This window comes from Parafilimonas sp. (assembly GCF_047606085.1).
Lineage (GTDB): Bacteria > Bacteroidota > Bacteroidia > Chitinophagales > Chitinophagaceae > Parafilimonas.
The window spans coordinates 1-18,514 of the sequence record NZ_JASGEX010000022.1; the positions used below are offsets into that span (position 1 = coordinate 1).

General features: G+C 42.2%; 16 protein-coding genes. 7 read left to right on the forward strand and 9 right to left on the reverse strand.

What is annotated here, in order from left to right:
• Positions 1–171: 171 nt before the first annotated feature.
• Positions 172–675 (reverse strand): DUF421 domain-containing protein, encoded by a 504-nt coding sequence (locus QM629_RS02250; RefSeq protein ID WP_415156754.1) that lies wholly within the window; start codon positions 673–675, stop codon positions 172–174.
• A 666-nt stretch (positions 676–1,341) separates the two neighbouring features.
• Here QM629_RS02250 and QM629_RS02255 point away from each other — a divergent pair.
• Both QM629_RS02255 and tilS read left to right on the forward strand, forming a co-directional pair.
• A complete protein-coding gene (locus QM629_RS02255) occupies positions 1,342–2,451 on the forward strand; it encodes a Gfo/Idh/MocA family protein (RefSeq protein WP_415156756.1) in 1,110 nt (369 codons plus the stop codon).
• A gap of 234 nt (positions 2,452–2,685) precedes the next feature.
• On the forward strand, positions 2,686–4,041 hold the full coding sequence (tilS, locus tag QM629_RS02260; protein ID WP_415156758.1) for a tRNA lysidine(34) synthetase TilS: 1,356 nt from the start codon (positions 2,686–2,688) through the stop codon (positions 4,039–4,041).
• A gap of 62 nt (positions 4,042–4,103) precedes the next feature.
• On the opposite strand, the gene QM629_RS02265 is transcribed toward tilS, so the two are convergent.
• Positions 4,104–4,745, reverse strand: coding sequence for a rhomboid family intramembrane serine protease (locus tag QM629_RS02265; RefSeq protein WP_415156760.1), 642 nt, complete (start codon positions 4,743–4,745; stop codon positions 4,104–4,106).
• Between the two features lie 92 nt (positions 4,746–4,837).
• Here QM629_RS02265 and QM629_RS02270 point away from each other — a divergent pair, with 92 nt between their 5' ends.
• Positions 4,838–5,893 carry a quinone-dependent dihydroorotate dehydrogenase gene (locus tag QM629_RS02270; protein ID WP_415156762.1) on the forward strand — a complete coding sequence of 352 codons (1,056 nt, stop codon included), beginning with the start codon at positions 4,838–4,840 and terminating at the stop codon, positions 5,891–5,893.
• 180 nt (positions 5,894–6,073) lie between these two features.
• Here QM629_RS02270 and rfaD read toward each other — a convergent pair whose 3' ends face one another.
• Together rfaD and purL are read right to left on the reverse strand one after the other, a co-directional pair.
• Positions 6,074–7,072: an ADP-glyceromanno-heptose 6-epimerase gene (rfaD, locus tag QM629_RS02275; protein WP_415156764.1), complete on the reverse strand. Its 999-nt coding sequence runs from the start codon at positions 7,070–7,072 to the stop codon at positions 6,074–6,076.
• Positions 7,072–9,291 carry a phosphoribosylformylglycinamidine synthase subunit PurL gene (purL, locus tag QM629_RS02280; RefSeq protein ID WP_415156766.1) on the reverse strand — a complete coding sequence of 740 codons (2,220 nt, stop codon included), beginning with the start codon at positions 9,289–9,291 and terminating at the stop codon, positions 7,072–7,074. Before purL ends, rfaD begins: the two co-directional genes overlap by 1 nt.
• Before the next feature lie 191 nt (positions 9,292–9,482).
• Between purL and QM629_RS02285 the strand changes: the two genes are divergently transcribed.
• Positions 9,483–9,767 carry a hypothetical protein gene (locus QM629_RS02285; protein WP_415156768.1) on the forward strand — a complete coding sequence of 95 codons (285 nt, stop codon included), beginning with the start codon at positions 9,483–9,485 and terminating at the stop codon, positions 9,765–9,767.
• Between the two features lie 61 nt (positions 9,768–9,828).
• Here the strand turns inward: QM629_RS02285 and QM629_RS02290 are convergent, their stop codons facing one another.
• The 5 genes from QM629_RS02290 to QM629_RS02310 form a co-directional block, all read right to left on the reverse strand.
• Positions 9,829–10,464 carry an MjaI family restriction endonuclease gene (locus QM629_RS02290; RefSeq protein WP_415156770.1) on the reverse strand — a complete coding sequence of 212 codons (636 nt, stop codon included), beginning with the start codon at positions 10,462–10,464 and terminating at the stop codon, positions 9,829–9,831.
• Positions 10,457–11,707, reverse strand: coding sequence for a DNA methyltransferase (locus QM629_RS02295; RefSeq protein ID WP_415156772.1), 1,251 nt, complete (start codon positions 11,705–11,707; stop codon positions 10,457–10,459). Before QM629_RS02295 ends, QM629_RS02290 begins: the two co-directional genes overlap by 8 nt.
• Positions 11,708–12,005: 298 nt before the next feature.
• On the reverse strand, positions 12,006–12,962 hold the full coding sequence (trxB, locus tag QM629_RS02300; RefSeq protein ID WP_415156774.1) for a thioredoxin-disulfide reductase: 957 nt from the start codon (positions 12,960–12,962) through the stop codon (positions 12,006–12,008).
• 143 nt (positions 12,963–13,105) lie between these two features.
• Positions 13,106–14,008 (reverse strand): DUF4249 domain-containing protein, encoded by a 903-nt coding sequence (locus tag QM629_RS02305; protein WP_415156776.1) that lies wholly within the window; start codon positions 14,006–14,008, stop codon positions 13,106–13,108.
• 243 nt (positions 14,009–14,251) lie between these two features.
• Positions 14,252–15,115, reverse strand: coding sequence for an endonuclease/exonuclease/phosphatase family protein (locus tag QM629_RS02310; RefSeq protein ID WP_415156778.1), 864 nt, complete (start codon positions 15,113–15,115; stop codon positions 14,252–14,254).
• A 118-nt stretch (positions 15,116–15,233) separates the two neighbouring features.
• Between QM629_RS02310 and QM629_RS02315 the strand changes: the two genes are divergently transcribed.
• The 3 genes from QM629_RS02315 (at position 15,234) to QM629_RS02325 (ending at position 18,334) form a co-directional block, all read left to right on the forward strand.
• Positions 15,234–15,707 carry a 23S rRNA (pseudouridine(1915)-N(3))-methyltransferase RlmH gene (locus QM629_RS02315; RefSeq protein WP_415156780.1) on the forward strand — a complete coding sequence of 158 codons (474 nt, stop codon included), beginning with the start codon at positions 15,234–15,236 and terminating at the stop codon, positions 15,705–15,707.
• A gap of 129 nt (positions 15,708–15,836) precedes the next feature.
• Positions 15,837–17,126, forward strand: coding sequence for a glutamate-1-semialdehyde 2,1-aminomutase (gene hemL / locus QM629_RS02320; protein WP_415156782.1), 1,290 nt, complete (start codon positions 15,837–15,839; stop codon positions 17,124–17,126).
• Positions 17,127–17,503: 377 nt separating this feature from the next.
• On the forward strand, positions 17,504–18,334 hold the full coding sequence (locus tag QM629_RS02325; RefSeq protein ID WP_415156784.1) for an alpha/beta hydrolase: 831 nt from the start codon (positions 17,504–17,506) through the stop codon (positions 18,332–18,334).
• Positions 18,335–18,514 lie beyond the last annotated feature (180 nt).

Sequence of the window (18,514 nt, forward strand, 5' to 3'; positions counted from 1 at the left end):
AATTTGTCATTTTAAAATTTTTTGGTGAATCTTTTAAAACGACTTTCCTCCATTAAGCCACAGCCTTTTTTATCCACTTATCCACATAAGGGTATTTTTACATTTCATTTCTAGACAGCTTCTTAGGAGGAGTAAACATAACCAAGCACTGTAAATTTCTCTTTTTCAATATTAGCTTGTCCTTTCCTCCCTTCTCAATATAAAACTTATCCTTCCGTTTGTTTCAAGAAATGCCGTATCAATTTCAGCAAGTGTAAGTTTCCTGGTTTCAAGGCGAAGGCTTTCATGCAGATCGTTTTCACTCATGCCGGTTCTTTCCAGCGCATCCTGGATAAGTGCCCCGTTATTATATAACTTAATGTAGGTGCCTTTTACGAGCTTTTCAAATTTCCTGCTTTTTACAGAAAGCCAGGCAACAACGCGATGCATAACCACTATTACACCCGAAGCAACAATAGTATTCACATAACCCGATGCGCCAACAACGCCCCTTGCGAGTATAGCGCCCAGCATTATGGTAACAATGGTATCGAACGGGGAACGTTTGGCAAACGTGCGCATGCCTGCAAACCTTATTAATATCAGCATAATAATAAACATGGTAAAAGCCCTTACACACATTTGAAACATATTAAGGTTTTCTCCTTCACCGAACAAAAAATTTATTACGTTCATTTTATTTTGGTTTTATAAGTTTTGAAGCCTGCTGCGAACTTATATGTTTTATCGGTTTAAAGCATAATAACGGGCTGCCGCTAATAAATTATATGGTACGGAAAACACCGTAAACCGGGGTGGAATTTTTTTACTTAATTTCTTTGATGTAAACGAACAGTTATATCCTTCTGTGGCATTTTAGCCGTGCTTCACTATTTGTTTTTACAGCGGCATGATTTAAGCTTATAAAATCTATGCCTATATGTTTATTAAAGTATCTGCAATGTTTAGAGAGAATGTTATAAATTGCTGCATCAAAAGAGAGCCCACACAATTAAATCTTTTGTGTTGAGCCTCCGGCGCACAACTATTAAATATTAAAAATGCGCGCTGCGAAGTCTCCGGGCCATAGCTGTTCGAAACCATTTTCTTAAAGCCTCATAGAGGCTTAACGTGTGTACAATGCTGCCCGTAATGTTTCTTGACCGTTCCATTGGGAACGGAACGTTTACATGTACCACACCTACGATGTGGAAATCCCCCTGGCACAATTATTTCCACACACGTGGGCGATCCATAGGATCGCTAAAGCAGGTTTCAAACACTTCAGGTCTCCGGACTTCGCAGTACTATGCGACGAGTCTCCGACTCGTAATTATTAAAAACTAAAAACAATAAGCCATCATGAAAACACGCCGCTCTTTTATTCAGCAGGTTTCGCTTACAGCAGCGAGCCTTCCCGTTTTAAACATTTTAAATGCAGCATGTATGAACACAGCCAACAACGATAAACAAATATTACGTGTAGCTATTATGGGTTTGGGCGGGTATGGCACACGTGTGGCTGAAGCCATGAACGATTGTAAAAGGGCAAAGCTCGTTGGCGTTATCAGCGGCACGCCTTCTAAAATTGCCGGGTGGCAAAAGAAGTATAGCATACCTGAAAAGAATTGCTACAACTACGAAAATTTTGATGCTATAAAGCACAATCCCGATATAGATGCCGTGTATGTTATTACACCCAATGCCCTGCATCATGATGCAGTGATACGCGTTGCCAAAGCAGGCAAGCATGTTATCTGTGAAAAGCCGATGGCTGTTAATGCAAAAGAAGCCCGGGAAATGGTGGATGCCTGCAAAGCCGGTAATGTAAAATTATTGGTTGGTTACCGTATGCACTTTGAACCGCATACGCTTGAAATAATCCGCATGCGCAATGAAGGCGAATTTGGCAAGGTTTTATTCTTTCAGGGTTTAAGTGGTTTTATTATTGGCGATCCCACGCAGTGGCGTTTAAACAAAGCGCTGGCAGGCGGCGGGGCCATGATGGATATTGGTATTTATTCGGTAAACGGTTCCCGTTATATGACAGGCGAAGACCCGATTTGGGTTACGGCGCAGGAAACCAAAAACAACCCACAAAAATTTAAAGAAGGCGTTGATGAAACCATACAGTTTCAACTCGGTTTTCCCGGCGGCGCAGTTGCCTCCTGCCTTTCCACTTACAGCATGAATAACCTCGACAGGTTTTTTCTCAATGGTGATAAAGGCTTTGCAGAATTACAGCCTGCAACCGGTTATGGCCCCATAAAAGGCAGGACAAATAAAGGTGAAATAGATGCGCCTGTTGTAACGCATCAAACGGTGCAGATGGATGCAATGGCAGGCATTATCCTGAACAACGAAAAGCCGGTTGTACCGGTTGATGGAGAAGAAGCGGTGAAAGATCTAAAGATCGTTGATGCCATTTACGAAGCCTGCAAAACCGGCAATAAGATTGAATTGAAATTATAAAAGCTTTCAGCTTTTTGGGTTGAATTGTTATAATACCAGCTATGGCACTTCGTGGCATCACGGTTGGCCTGTCCCGATTTTTCGGGAGTCACTCCCTTGTACTGCATATTTTCATGGCAGTACCCGGCAGCTTAAAATTATTTAGCGACAAAGCGATTTTAGTTGGACTTTAAACCTTAAACAAATGAACCCTTGAACTTGCGAACAAGTGAACTCTTGAACTACATTTGCCACATGTTGCTTCAACAATTTCAACAGCATTTAAAAGAAAACTTCCCGCACTTGTCCCCTGCCAATAACAAATTCCTATTGGCGGTAAGCGGCGGCATTGACAGCATTGTTTTAACCGACCTTTTTTATAAATCAGGGTATGATTTTATAATAGCACATTGCAATTTTTTGTTGCGTGGTGAAGAAAGCTTCAGGGATGAATTGTTTATGACAACCTTAAAAGAAAAATATAATAAAGAAGTTATCATACAACAATTCAATACCAGGCAATATGCTGAAGACAATAAAATCTCTATACAGGAAGCCGCCAGAAAATTAAGATATGATTGGTTCAAGGCTATCAGCTATCAGCTATCAGCTATCAGCTATACTGCCATAGCCCACAATGCAGACGATAATATCGAAACCATGCTTATGTATCTGTTTCGTGGCACAGGTATTCGTGGTCTAACGGGCATGCAGGCTTATGATAAAGAAAGAAAAATCATCAGGCCCTTATTGTTTGCCACAAGAAAACAAATTGCCGCTTATGCAGAAGAAAACAATTTGGAAAGGGTAGAGGACTCATCCAATCTGACAGATAAATACACCCGCAATTTTTTCAGGCATAAAATAATCCCGCTGGCGGAAGAGCAGTTTGAAAACGCCAGGCAAAACCTGCTTGGCAATATTCAGCGGTTTAAAGATGTGGCAACTTTATATGAACAGTCAATTGAAATGCATAAGAAGAAATTGATTGAGCAAAAAAGCAATGAAATTCATATCCCCATTTTAAAGCTGCAGCAAACAAAACCACCTGATACTGTTTTATGGGAAATAATAAAACCTTATAATTTTCATGCACACCAGTTGCCTGGAATAAAGAAGTTATTTGATGCTGATAACAGCAGTTATGTACAATCGCAAACACACAGGATAATAAAAGACCGTAAACATTTTATTATTGCACCGCTTGAAACACAGGAAGCAAAACACATTTTAATTGAAGCAACCGATAAGCAGGTAAAATTTGAAAATGGTGTGTTGATGTTTGAAAAGCTATCAGCTATCAGCTATCAGCTATCAGCCGGTAGCAATATGGCGCAAATAGATGAAAGCAAAATCAAATATCCATTATTGCTGCGCAAATGGAAACAGGGCGATTATTTTTACCCGCTTGGTATGAAGAAAAAAAAGAAGCTGAGCCGTTTTTTTATTGATCTGAAATTATCGGCTACAGCAAAAGAGAATATATGGCTGCTTGAAATGAATAAAAAAATTACCTGGGTTATTGGTTACCGGATTGATGAACGTTTTAAAGTAACGCCGTCAACACAGGAAGTATTGAAGATAAGTTTTACTGCTGCACAGAAAAGCTGAAGCTGGGTAACAATTGAGATAGAGACTGGCTCAGTCTCTGAGACTGAGCCAGTCTTATAAAATCACCGCATTAAACTGTTGCGTATGGCATCCACAAAATGCGTAAGCGGATTGAAACCTGTATTCAATGCAAAGCTTAAAACAATTACAAAGGCAACGCCATACAGCGAGCCCCATAAGTGTGCAGAATGATTAATGTTGCCGCCGCCGCGTTTATTAAGATAAGCCGTGATGATAAGATATAATGGCCCGAAAATAAAACCGGGAATAGGTATGGGCAAAAACAACAGGCTTAGCTTAGCATCGGGATATAATAATATGCCCGCAAACACAACGGCAGACACAGCGCCGGACGCGCCAAGGCTGCGGTAATAATAGTTGTCTTTATTTTTCCGGTAGGTTGGTATAAGGCATATAGCAAGCGCAGAAACATACATTACCAGATAGAGCAGTGTGCCGGCGCTGCCAAAGATTTGCGAGAAACCACTATTTACATAATCGCCAAAAAAATACAGCGACAGCATATTAAAAAGCAAATGGCCAATATCAGCATGAATTAAGCCATTGCTGAAAAAACGGTACCATTGCTTACGGTTGGTAATATCGGGCGGGTAAAAAATAAGCTTGTCCATAAGGTCATGGTTATTAAACGCCATGAAAGAAATAATACCGGTTATGATAATAATGATAATTGTTATTGACATATTTTGATTTTTAAGAAAGCCGCAATTTACAAACTATACGCTTTAAGCTCACGGCCTGTGCATGTCACGATTCACGTTCCTATCTTCGCATTATGTTCTATTCTTCCTTGCGCAAGCTGCTGTTTAATTTTGATCCTGAAGCAATTCATTATTTCGCGATGAACCGTTTAAAAACGGCCTGCAGCATTCCACTCGTCAAAAAAATAGCTGAAAGAAAGTTTCAGTGCAATCATCCCTCATTGCAAAAAAATATATTCGGGCTGCAGTTTAAAAATCCTGTTGGCCTCGGTGCAGGCTTCGATAAAAATGCTTTGTATTTAACTGAACTGGAAACGCTTGGTTTTGGGTTCGTTGAAATTGGTACTGTTACACCCAAACCGCAGGCTGGCAACGATAAACCCCGTTTGTTCCGCCTGCCGGAAGATAAAGCGCTCATCAACCGCATGGGTTTTAACAACGATGGCGTATCTATAATAAGAAAGCGGTTGGAATTGCGCAAGGCTCACAGCCCACAGCCCACAGCGCGCAGCTTTATCATCGGCGGTAACATCGGCAAGAATAAATTAACGCCCAATGCAGATGCCTGGAAAGATTATGAAACCTGCTTCCGGGAATTGTTTGACTGCGTTGATTATTTTGTGGTGAATGTAAGCTCGCCCAATACACCCGGCCTGCGCGAATTGCAGGAAAAGGATTCATTAAGAAAGATACTGGCACATCTTCAAACCATCAATCATACGTATTCGAACCAAAAGCCTTTGCTGCTTAAAATAGCGCCTGACCTGAACCAGGCACAGCTTGATGATATTATTGCCCTTGCCTTTGAGATAAAGCTGGATGGCATTGTGGCCACCAATACCACCATTTCAAGAGAAGGGCTGAAAGCTCAAAGCTCAAAGCTCAAAGCTTCAGAAGCAGGCGGTTTAAGCGGCAAGCCTGTATTTAAAAAGTCGAATGAAGTGCTGCAATATCTTATCCGGAATTCCGGCAATAAAATTCCTGTAATTGCCAGCGGCGGCATTTTTACCGGTGAAGATGCAAAAGTGAAATTAGATGCAGGCGCCTCATTGGTGCAGGTGTGGACAGGTTTTATTTATGAAGGCCCCTCCATCGTAAAAAATATAAACAGGTTTTTGCTGAAAGCTTAATTCAGCCTTTGAACTTGTTTAGACTTTTGAAATAAACCACACAGATACATAGTTTTTTAGTATAGACGAGGGCAAAAGTGAATCATGGTATTTCTCTTAATACTGAATACATTTTCCCAGGTAATTACTGTGTTTCTTATGTGGTTAAAATATGCCTAAGCAACTTCTTTGGGGGAAAAATTATACAGTCTTTTTAGCAAGATAATTTTTTATATAATCTTCAATACCTTCTTCAAGCGAAGTAAAAGGTTCATTATAACCGGCATGCTTCAGCTTAACCGTTGTAGCCTTGCTGGCGCCACGAAAACCGCCTGCAACATCTTCCGGCATTTCTACGTAAGTAATGTTTGGCGCTTTATCCAAAGCCTTAAAAATAAGCTTTGCCACATCGTTAAAGCTGCGGGCTTCGCCTGTGCCAACATTGTAAAGGCCGTTTTTTTCAGGCTGCCATTCTTTATGCAGCATGGCATTGTACATCCACCATATTAATTTAGCCACATCTTTTACATATACAAAATCGCGAAGCTGGCCGCCATCTTCAAACGCATCATTGTTGCTTTTATACAGTGTAACACAATTGCTTTCCTGTATTTGTTTAAAGGTTTTAAAAACAACACTGCAACCTTCGCCTTTATGATATTCATTCGGGCCGTAAATATTAAAGAATTTAAGCCCGGCCCAGCACGGCGGTGCATTTAACTGCCCAACAGCCCATTTATCAAAATCGTGCTTGCTGACAGCATATTCATTTAACGGATGAAAATCGCTGATCATCTGGTCGTCGTCGGTAAAACCTAATTCGCCATTGCCATACGTGGCCGCAGACGATGCGTAAATAAGCGGAATATTGTAGGCGGTGGCATAGTTCCAGATATCTTCAGAATACTCAACATTCATTTCCTGGAAAACACCATTATTATTTTCCCTTATGTTGGTGCGGGCGCCAAGATGAATAATAAATTCAATGTTGGGTTTATTCTCATCGAGCCATTCCAGTATCAACTCCCGGTCAACAAGGTATTTGTATCTTTTATCCTTCCAGTTGCGCTCTTTTTGAAGGTCGGTAAACTTATCAACCAGCACAATATCATCCTTGCCCTGCTCATTAAAAAATTGCAGCACACAACTTCCAATAAAACCCGCGGCGCCTGTTAATAATATTACCGGTTGCTTTTCCATTACTGATTCAATATTTTTTCTATGGCAGTATCGTATTTGTTTTTCCACATAGCTATGCCGCCAAAATCTTCGCCATTTATTTTTATGGCTGATGAAGTAACGCTTCCCAGCACCAAAATATCTATGCCTGCCGAGGCTGCCTTATGTTTCAGGTCGTTCAGCTTATCTTTTGAACAGCTTACCACAATCCTGCTTTGCGCTTCGCCCATCCAAAATGCATCTTTTCTTATATCACCATTATCAGCGGCCACATCAAAGCCAAGGTTGCGGTTAAAGCCACTTTCCAACAGCGCAACAATTAAACCACCTTCACTTATATCGTGGGCGCTTGTTATAACTTTTTCTTTAATGATGGAGCTGATGAATTTCTGCACTGCAAATTCTTCATCTATATCAAAATAAGGCGCCGGAGAAAGTTCGACATGCTTTATTTTATGCAGGTACTCGCTGCTGCCAATATCATTTTTTTGTGTGCCGATGAGAACAATAATGTCGCCGTCGTTTTTAAAATCCAGGGTCATCTTATCGTCCGGTTTGTTAAGCACGCCCACCATGCCAATGGTTGGTGTTGGATAAACCGGCCCTTCGGGATTTTGATTGTAAAAACTCACATTACCACCTGTAACCGGCGTATTGAACTTGCGGCAGGCTTCGCCCATGCCCTGCACCGCTTTTACAAACTGGTAATACACTTCGGGAATATACGGGTTGCCAAAGTTTAAGCAGTTGGTTACGCCGATGGGTTCGCCGCCGCTGCAAACAATATTGCGGGCCGCTTCGGCCACAGCGATCATAGCGCCCTTATGCGGATCGGATTTTACGTAACGGCCATTGCAATCAACCGTAACGGCCAAAGCCTTGCCGGTGCCTTTGGCCAACACAATGGCAGCATCGCTGGGCGCATTGGTGCTGGTATTGGCGGTGCCCACCATGCTGTCGTACTGAATATATATCCAGCGCTTATTGGCAATATTGGGCAGTTGTATTATTTGTTCTGCAACAGATTTTAATTCCGTATTGCTTTCAATATCTTTTATATTATTTATGTTGAAACCGGCAACTTCTTTAAGATAACCCGGCTCTTTATATTCGCGATCATATTGCGGTGCGCCGCCGCCAAGCACTAATTCATACGCCGGTATCTGCGCTTCCAGTTCGCCGTTTTGGTAAAAACTCAAAAGGCCGTCATCCGTTACTTCGCCAATCTGGCTGCAGGGCAAATCCCATTTATCAAACACCTTCAACACCGCTTCTTCCCTGCCTTTTTCCACTACCAGCAGCATGCGTTCCTGGCTTTCGCTCAATAATAATTCCCATGCTTTCATGTTTTGCTGGCGGGTTGGCACTTTATCCAGGTCTATGTGCATGCCAGCTTCGCCTTTGGCGCTCATTTCACTGCAGGAGCAAATAATGCCCGCAGCGCCCATATCCTGCATGCCCACCACAACGCCGGTATCAATCACTTCCAGGCAGGCTTCCAGCAATTTCTTTTCCTGGAAAGGGTCGCCCACCTGAACGGCGGGCAAATCTTCTGTACTTTCTTCAGTGATATTGGCCGAAGCAAAAGATGCGCCGCCAATACCATCCTTGCCGGTTGCACTTCCCACAAAAAACACCGGGTTGCCCTTGCCTTTCGCGGTGGCGCTGATGGTTTTATTTACCTGCACAATACCCACGCTCATGGCATTTACCAGCGGGTTGGTGGCATAACAATCTTCAAAATAAGTTTCTCCCGCAACGGTTGGAACGCCAAAACAGTTGCCGTAATGGCCAATGCCATGCACCACGCCGGCCAGCAGGCGCTGGTTCTTTTTTTCTTTTAAATTACCGAAACGCAGGCTGTTGAGTGAGGCGATTGGCCTGGCGCCCATGGTAAAAATATCCCGTTGAATACCGCCCACGCCCGTTGCTGCGCCCTGGAACGGCTCAATGGCAGACGGATGGTTGTGGCTTTCTATTTTGAATACCACACCCCAGCCATTGCCCAAATCCATCAGGCCGGCATTTTCTTCACCGGCGGCAACCAGCATGCGACCGCCATCGCGGGGCAGGGTTTTAAGCCATTTTATGGAATTTTTATAGCTGCAATGTTCGCTCCACATGGCGCTGAAAGCACAGAGCTCGGTAAAGTTGGGTGTGCGCCCGAGCTTTTGTTTTATCAGTTCAAATTCTTCGGCTGTTAAACGTAATTCTTCGGCTGTTTTTGCGGTAATTTCCATTCAGTATTTATGAACGATGAAGTGATTGATTTACCCCCGCAAAATTAAACAATTATAGCTTGCAGGTTTTTTGAATTTGTTTAAAGATGTACAAATTTGAGCGGTGTTAAGACAGACAAGTTTATAAAAACCTTTAGTTAAACAATAGCATCAGCACAGCAACGTTTTACATTTTTATTCAACTTTAATGTATGAAACAACCTTCTTTGCTCTTTTGTATTTTGATGGATGTAATTGGTTACGCTACTTATTCCATCCCTGTATTGGGCGAAATTGGCGATACGCTCTGGGCGCCCGTTTCTGCCGTAATTTTTTACCTTTCGTTTGGCGGATGGAAAGGCGGCTTTGGCGCCATCTTTAATTTTGTGGAAGAGATATTACCCGGCACCGATTTTATTCCAAGCTTTACCATTATGTGGCTGGTGCAAAGGGCGGCGAAGAAGAGAGTAGAAAGTGTGGTAAAAATTGCAGGGTAAGGATTATGTAAGGTTATTGCTTGCTTTGTTTTGCCAATACGCCTGTGGGTATATGGCTTTACTACAATTGTTCAAACCTTTTAATTTCTGCTATTATCTCATCAATTACTTCCTTGTTTTGGATTTCTTTTTTGTCGCCAGCTTTGGCTGAAAACAAATAGAACACTTTTCCACCAAAAACCTCCGTGAATTTTTGATGTGTCTTTTCCTGTAATGCGTATTCTTTGAAAATTTCCGGCAATTGAATCCCTGTGTTAACAGGTTTTATTTGAAGCCCAATGTATTTGTCTTTCACCTGAATAAAGAAATCAACATTGAATAATCTGTCCCATTCATCGGGTGCTGCCTGTATTTGCACGCCTAATATTTTTTGCAGTTGTCCATAAACGGTTTGTATCTCCGTTATATAACCGTCAAAGGTTCGGTCAATAACCAACTGCAACATATAATCAATACAGTCTTGTTCCGTTACTTCTTCAACTTCCGATGCTATTACTTCTGTAATCTTCACATAGAGCTTTCTTCCTAAGTTTTCAATGTGTTCTTTTGTTTTAATGTTTGCGAAATAGTAATCTCTCCATTCATCAAGTGATTTAGGTGAACATTTTCTGATTGATTCAGATGTTGGGCCAACATTTCTTTTGAAGTTGAGTTGAAAACGGTTCATCGCACTGTTTAAAATCCATTCTTTAGCCATTCTGTTGCAATAGGTTTAAAAATTTGTCTTTGTATTTAAAATCAATATCGTTGTCCACTTGCACCAAACCATTTTTGATTAAATGAGCATTGATAAATGTTTTATTTTCCAGGTAGAGATAACAAAGCAGGTTGTTTTCGTTGTCGTATTTTATGTTATCATATTTTAGAAAAACCCTTTTGCCTTTTGTTTTATCAATCAGGAATGCCGTGGCCTTTCCGTTGATAACAGGATCTTCTTTGATGCCAATAAGTTTTACAGTTAAGTCGTTGCTCAATCGGATTTTTTCAGGGCTGATAACCTCTTTGACTGTAAAAAGTTCTTCACGTTGTGTTGAACTGTCTTTGTCAATCCGGCTGCCGAATTGCAACTTTTTTACATCCATCTTTTTATCAAGTGTATGTGGGTCTTTAAAAATGTAAGGTTGTTTCAGAATTTCATTTTCAAAGTTTGTTTTGATAGTTTGTTGTTTCAGGAACTCATAAGTCGCACCGCCTGGATTTTGTTGCTGAACTTCCAATTTGTCTTTAATGAATGGAATAAATTCAGAATTGATTTCATATCCTACAGAATTTCTATCCGTATTTTTTGCAGCTAATACAGTAGTCCCACTTCCTGCAAAAGGGTCAAGAACTGTTTCACCAACAAAAGAAAACATTTTGATTAAGCGTTTAGGCAATTCTTCGGGGAACATTGCAATGTGGTTATTTTGTCTTGCCCCGGCAAAATTCCAATGTCCTGCAAAGTAAGTGTTCCATTCTTCGGCGGTCAATTTAGAAAGTTCTTTTTGTTCTTTGGTTGGTTTAGGTGCATCGCCCAGTTTTTTGAAAACGAGAATAAACTCATAATCCAATTTTAAAATTCCATTTCTTGGATATGGATAAGAACCCATTTGAACACCACCCCCTGTTGTATTGGATGTTGTAACCTTTTGCCAAATAATAGCACCCATATAGTCAAACCCAATGTTTTCACAGAATTTAATAATTTCTTCACGAATTGGAATGACTTTATAGCGTCCGTAATAAACAGCCCTGGCGAACTGGTCGCCAATATTTACACACAACCTGCAACCATTGTTCAGCGTACGGTAGCACTCTTTCCAAACTAAATTCAGGTTGTTGATGTAGTTTTCATAACTATCGTGAAAACCAATTTGATTGTCTGTTCCATAGTCTTTGAGTTGCCAATAGGGCGGTGAAGTGATAGCTAAGTGCACCGAATTGTTGGAAAGTTCGGTCATTCGCCGGCTGTCGCCATTTACAATTTTATGATGAGTTCTCAATTACTAAAACATTTGGGCAAATCTAAGTAAAAAGCCAGACCAGTACTCACAAAAACGCATGCACTTTGGTGAAGTTTGAACTGTTGCCAATACATTACTGCATAACTCAATTATAGTAGTAATACCCGCATTAACTTCTAAAACAGCCTTGTTCATTTTCAAACACTAAGCTGTTTTACTTGCGAAGTATAATTGTAGTAATGCTTGTATTGCTTTTTATAATAAATTGCCTGAAAAGCGCCTTTGCAAATCAAAATCATCTTGCCGTTTCCAGCTCGCCCAAATACCTTTCTGCATCCAATGCGGCCATACAGCCGCTGCCGGCGGCAGTAACAGCCTGGCGATAGGTTTTATCCTGCACATCGCCGGCGGCAAAAACGCCTTGTATATTGGTTTTGGTTGACCCGGGAATGGTTTTTATATAACCGGCTTCGTCCATATCAATCCAGGGTTTAAAAATATCGCTGTTGGGCTGATGGCCAATGGCAACAAAAAATGCGCTTACGGCAACGGTTTGTTCTTCGCCGGTTTTATTGTTTTTAAGCTTAACGCCTTCCACCTTTTGTTCGCCAAGCACTTCGAGGGTTTCGGAGTTCCAGTAAATTTTTATGTTGGGCGTATTTTTAACGCGTTCCTGCATCACCTTGCTGGCGCGCATGCCATTCTCGTCTTTACGAACGATCATGTGCACGTTGGTGGCCAGTTTGGAAAGGTATAATGCCTCTTCGCAGGCGGTATCGCCGGCGCCGACAATGGCCACTTCTTTATTGCGGAAAAAGAAGCCATCGCAAACGGCGCAGGCGCTTACACCATAGCCGTTCAGGCGTTGTTCGCTTTCTATATTCAGCCATTTGGCTGATGCCCCGGTGGCGATGATTACGGCATCAGCTTCTATGAGTTTGTCTTCATCTATCCAAACCTTGTGAACGGGGCCGGTAAAATCAACCTTTGTGGCAAGGCCATAGCGAATATCGGCGCCCATGCGGTTGGCCTGTTTTTCAAAATCTATCATCATTTCCGGGCCCTGGATGCCATCGGCATAGCCGGGATAATTTTCTACTTCGGTAGTGATGGTTAGCTGCCCGCCGGGCTGTATGCCCTGGTATAAAACGGGTTTTACATTGGCGCGTGCTGCGTAAATAGCTGCGGTATATCCTGCCGGGCCTGAACCGATGATCAGGCAATGAACCTTTTCTGTTTCGTTGTTTGCCATACTGAATTTTATTTTTTAAACGTTGAATTATGCTGCCATGAAATGCTTAATGCCTGCACTATAGCTGGTAACATAATAACCGGGAAAATTATTTGCAGGCAAATAATTTGAGCGTGCAAAATTAACGAAGCTTGTGTTAATAATTACTTAGGTATAATAATAGAACGGTACTGGGCGGCGTAACCGCAGAATACACCAAGGGCATCGCCGCTGATATTTCCGGTAACGGTGATAGGAGAGGAGAAGGGGTTGCCGTTGCTTTGATAAGCGTACTCCCAGGTGCGCCAGAAATCGTAGGTGGCTTTGTCTATGTCGCAAAATTTGAAGATGATGCTGTCGCCGCGGTGAAAGAAACCATAATCATCATCGTTGAAGCTGGCGGAGTCGGAGCTGTTGTAACTTTTTGGTATTTGGAAAGTATAGGTAGTGCCGTCCGTAACCTGATCGTCGAACACCGAAGTATAGCCCGGGTAAAAGGGCTGGCTGTTGGTGCTTACAAAATAACGCACATAATCGCCGAGGCCTTCCGGGTCGGTGAATAAGCCATACAGCACGCACAGGGCCGTGTCGGGGTTATCGGGCGCTTTTTTCCACCAAAGCGAATCGCAGGTTTTGCGCATGGATGGAATGGTGGTGGTGGCCGTGTAAACAGAACTGTCCGGCAGCTCGATCTTCAGTTTATACGTTGTGTTGAGCTCGCCGGTAAGTGTTTGTGCCGGATCGGAAGGATCGGTTATATAAGAATACACCGTATATCCGCTGGTATCTGTATAACTGTTTTCTTTGAGTGTTATGGTTTTGCTGCCATCGCTTACGGTTACAATGGCATCGTGCACAAAAGAGGCCTCGAGCTTTTCGGCCGAAATGGTGCTGAAATAATTAAGCGATGTTGACAGCGCCACTTTCGGTGTGCCGTTGTTTTCGATGCTGGCATCCACAACGAGTTTGGAAGACTGCTTGTTTACTTTTAAGCTGATGGTGCGCTCGCAGGCGGTGAATAATATTGCTATTGCAAGTATAAAATATATGTGTTTTAAAAACTGCATTGTTACGGGCAAAGGTATTTGTTTCTATATTTTTTGTTTGAGATAAGAAAGTAGTTCTTTACTTTTTCCCTTGATGGAAAAAGTAACAAAAAGATCAAGCACGGATGATATTTCAACACATCCGTGCACGCGCCTTGATTAAACTTTTATGCTGATGATTTTTCAGCAGCTGAGCGTTGATGTTTAAGTGTAACAGCGTATGTTTTCTTTTGAGCTATAAATTTTTACAGGCGTAACGCCCCTTCAGGGGATGGGGGCTTCCACCACTGCCAGTGCCGGGAAATGATCTGATGAAAACCTGCCGTTCCAGCTTTCTGAAATAGTGCCATGCTTTAACACGGTTACTTTATTTTTTATGAAAATGTGATCAATGGCTTTGTCGCTTATTTCTTTTGATTTAAAGGCGTTGAATGTGCCTGTTGGCCCGTAATGTGGCATCTGCGAAATGGTAATGCTTTCTGTAAGATGACCGGGATTGTTCTTATCCATCATGATTTTTATCGGCTCGTCATCTTCTGTTGCGTTAAAATCGCCGGTAACAATAACGGGCAGGCTGCCTGCCATTTCTTTTATTTTTTGCAATAATAATTTAGCACTTTCCGCCCGTGCTACTTTTCCTATGTGATCGAAATGTGTATTGAAGGCATAGAATTTTTTATGCGTGCGCTTGTCTTCAAAAAAACACCAGGTAACAATTCTTGGCAAAACCGCATCCCAGCCTTTGGAGCCTGCTTCATCCGGCGTTTGCGACAGCCAGAAGGTTGCATTTTTTAAACAAAACAGCCTTGTTGTATCGTAAAATATAGCGCTGTATTCTCCTTTTGTTTTGCCATCATTGCGGCCAACGCCTGCATGTTTGTAGTTGGGAAGGTGTTGCTGCAGATCCTGTATCTGGTCATCCAAAGCTTCCTGCACGCCAAGAATATGCACATTGAAGAATTTAACCTGCGAAGCCGCCAGGTCTTTCCTGTATGGCCATGCATTTAAGCTGTCGCTTGTATTGTTGTAACGGAGATTAAACGTCATTACATTTAAAGCCTGCTGCGCTTCTGTAATCATTGTGGTAAAACAAAGTGAAATGAATAAAGCAAATTTCAATAATTGCATAAACTTATTATTTGGACCAATGTTATATAATTTTGAACGAATGCCGGAGATGTATGGAGGGGCTGTTTGCTGATATAATGAAAAAATCATCTGCGCATCTGTAGCTGAAATAGTAAAAATGAAGTTTCAATTTATAAACATAGGCAAGCCACACGACGAAGTTTTAAAGAAGGCGATTGATGATTATACCAAACGTGTAAACAATTATTACAACGTGGAATGGCTGATTATACCACCAGCAAAAAATGCGGCTGCCTTGCCGGAAGCGGCATTAAAAAGGCAGGAAGGCAAGCTTATTTTAAGCAAAATTAAGAACGATGATTTTGTAATGCTGCTGGATGAAACGGGCAGGCAATTAACATCAGTTGAATTATCAAATTTTATAGAACAAAAAGTAAATGCCGGCGTTCGCACTATGGTATTTTTAATTGGCGGCGCTTTTGGTGTAAGCGATGAAATAAAGCAACGCGCCAATTTTATATGGAGCTTATCCAGGCTTGTTTTTCCGCATATACTGGTACGGTTAATACTGGCAGAACAGGTTTACCGCGCATGCACTATTTTGCGCAATGAAAAGTATCACCATGTGTAAAGAGGTGAAAGATATAAGGTGTGAGGCATAAGGTTGGGGTTCATGGCAGATTTTGTATGTTGGCTAAAACGTTTTTAAAGCCTGCAAAAGCCGTATATAGATTTAGAATATTAACAGAAAAGGATATCAATGAAGATCGGTAACAGCGAACAATTATTTTCCCGCGCGCAGCATTCCATTCCCGGCGGTGTAAACTCGCCTGTGCGGGCTTTTAAAAGTGTGGGCGGCACGCCAGTTTTTATGCAAAAGGCAAAGGGCGCTTATTTATATGATGCAGATGGAAACAAGTACATTGATTATATCAACTCCTGGGGCCCCCTGATAATGGGGCATGCATTTGAACCGGTGGTTGAAGCCATACAAAAAAAGGCCGCCGATTCCACTTCATTTGGCGCACCAACGGAACTGGAGATTGAGATGGCAGAGCTGATAAAAAGCATGGCGCCTAATATTGATTTGATACGTATGGTAAGCAGCGGCACCGAGGCCTGCATGAGCGCCATTCGTTTGGCACGCGGCTACACAGGCAGGAATAAGATAATAAAGTTTGAAGGTTGTTATCATGGCCATGCAGATAGTTTTTTGGTAAAAGCGGGCAGTGGCGTTGCCACATTTAATATTCAAACGGTGCCCGGCGTTACTGCGGGTGTTGCAGCAGATACATTAACGGCTCCATACAATGATATTGCGGCTGTTGAACAACTTGTGGCTGAACATAAAAATCAGGTTGCCGCAATTATTATTGAGCCTGTAGCAGGCAATATGGGCTGTGTTTTACCTGCAGAAAATTTTCTTGAACAACTAAGAAAACTATGTACTGAAGAAGATATTGTTTTCATATTTGATGAAGTAATGACAGGTTTTCGCCTGGCGCCCGGCGGCGCACAGGAAAGGCTAAAGATTAATGCAGACCTTGTTACTTACGGTAAAGTAATTGGCGCCGGCATGCCGGTGGGCGCTTTTGGCGGCAGGCTTGATATAATGAAACAAATTGCACCGCTTGGAAATGTTTACCAGGCAGGCACATTAAGCGGCAACCCCATTGCCATGATAGCAGGTTATACCTTGCTTAATTACCTGAACGATAATCCTGCCATATACAGCGATCTTGATGAAAAAGCTGATTATTTAAGAAAAGGCCTGTTTGATGTTTTTGATAAAGCAAACATGGCTGTTGCCATTAATCAAATAGGTTCCATGTTATCTGTTTTCTTTACGCATAATGCCGTGAACAATTTTGCTGATGCATCTGCTTCAAATATTACCATGTTCAATAAATTTTTTCATGCCCTGTTGAAGAAAGGCGTTTACCTGCCGCCATCGGGCTACGAAAGTTGGTTTATGAGCAATGCTTTAACCTATTCTGATTTAGACAGCACCATAACAGCCGCCGCAAATGCCATTAAAAACTTATTGTAAAACGTTATAAGCAATTATACAGTTTAGAGCAGCCAGGCATTTGTTTTTTCTTAATCTTAATGCTGAAGAATATTATTTCGACTTCGCTCAATAATAATGTCCTCGGCTCCGCTCGGACAAAACATGCCCGCCTTCGTATATCCAATCACGCCATTACCCGTTATAAAACCGGCAACAGATGTTTCCCGTTATGCTCGCTTTTATTTGCCTGTATGTTTGAGCAGTGCTGACCAGAGCCTTACGCCCGGAGAAAATTTATGTAAAGGAAATTATGGTACAGTTCCGGGCGTTATAACGCAACCTGCATGTTTCCGTATCCGGTTTTTTTATTTATATGCTTATTTTGCAGGCATCAAACGATGCACAACAACCTGCACATGAAAAAAATATTATTCAGCTTATTAATTTTTCTTTCCTGCCAAACATTTGCGCAGCAGGCGTATGAAACCGTCAACGCCATTCATTATTACAGCGATGTTATTAATAAGCAGGACAGCTATACAGACGCACAGTGTGTGCTTGATTTATATTATCCCAGGGGCGTAAAAGATTTCGCCACCATTATATGGTTTCATGGCGGCGGTTTAACAGGCGGGCACCGTGAAATACCGCAGCAGCTTATGGATAAAGGTTATGCCGTAGTGGGCGTTGGTTACCGGTTTTCCCCAAAAGTGAAAGCGCCGGCATATATTGAAGATGCGGCGGCAGCCACAGCCTGGGTGTTTCAGCATATACAGGAATATGGCGGCAGCAGTCGGCTTATATTTCTTTCAGGTCATTCCGCCGGCGGTTATTTAGATATGATGATAACGCTGGATAAGCATTATCTGAAAAAATACAATATAGATGCCAATGCGGTGGCCGGTTTAATTCCTTTCAGCGGGCAGTGCATTACGCATTTCACCGTGCGGCAGGAACGCGGCATGGCGGCAACGCAACCGGTGATAGATACATTGGCGCCCTTATATTTCGTGCGTAAAGATGCGCCGCCCATGCTGCTGATTACCGGCGACAGGAACCTTGAGCTGTATGGCCGTTATGAAGAGAATGCTTACATGCACAGGATGCTGCTGCTGAATGGCAGCACCACCACTACGCTATATGAATTGCAGGGCTATGACCATGGCGGCATGCCGGCAGGCGCTTATCCTTTATTGCTGAAAGAGGTGGATAAACGGGTGAAAGAAATAAGGGGCAGCAATAAATAGATTTATCACCAGGCTGCCTTTATAATGCAGGCAGCAACGGCACTTCAGCATTCATTTATAGTAAACACCGGATAAATGTATGCATTGGCAATTTGTACTTGCTTTATCAGATGGCAAGATTAATTCTCGTTCCTGCCCGTCATTCCCGCGCAGGCGGGAACCTGCTTTTAAGCTTAAAAG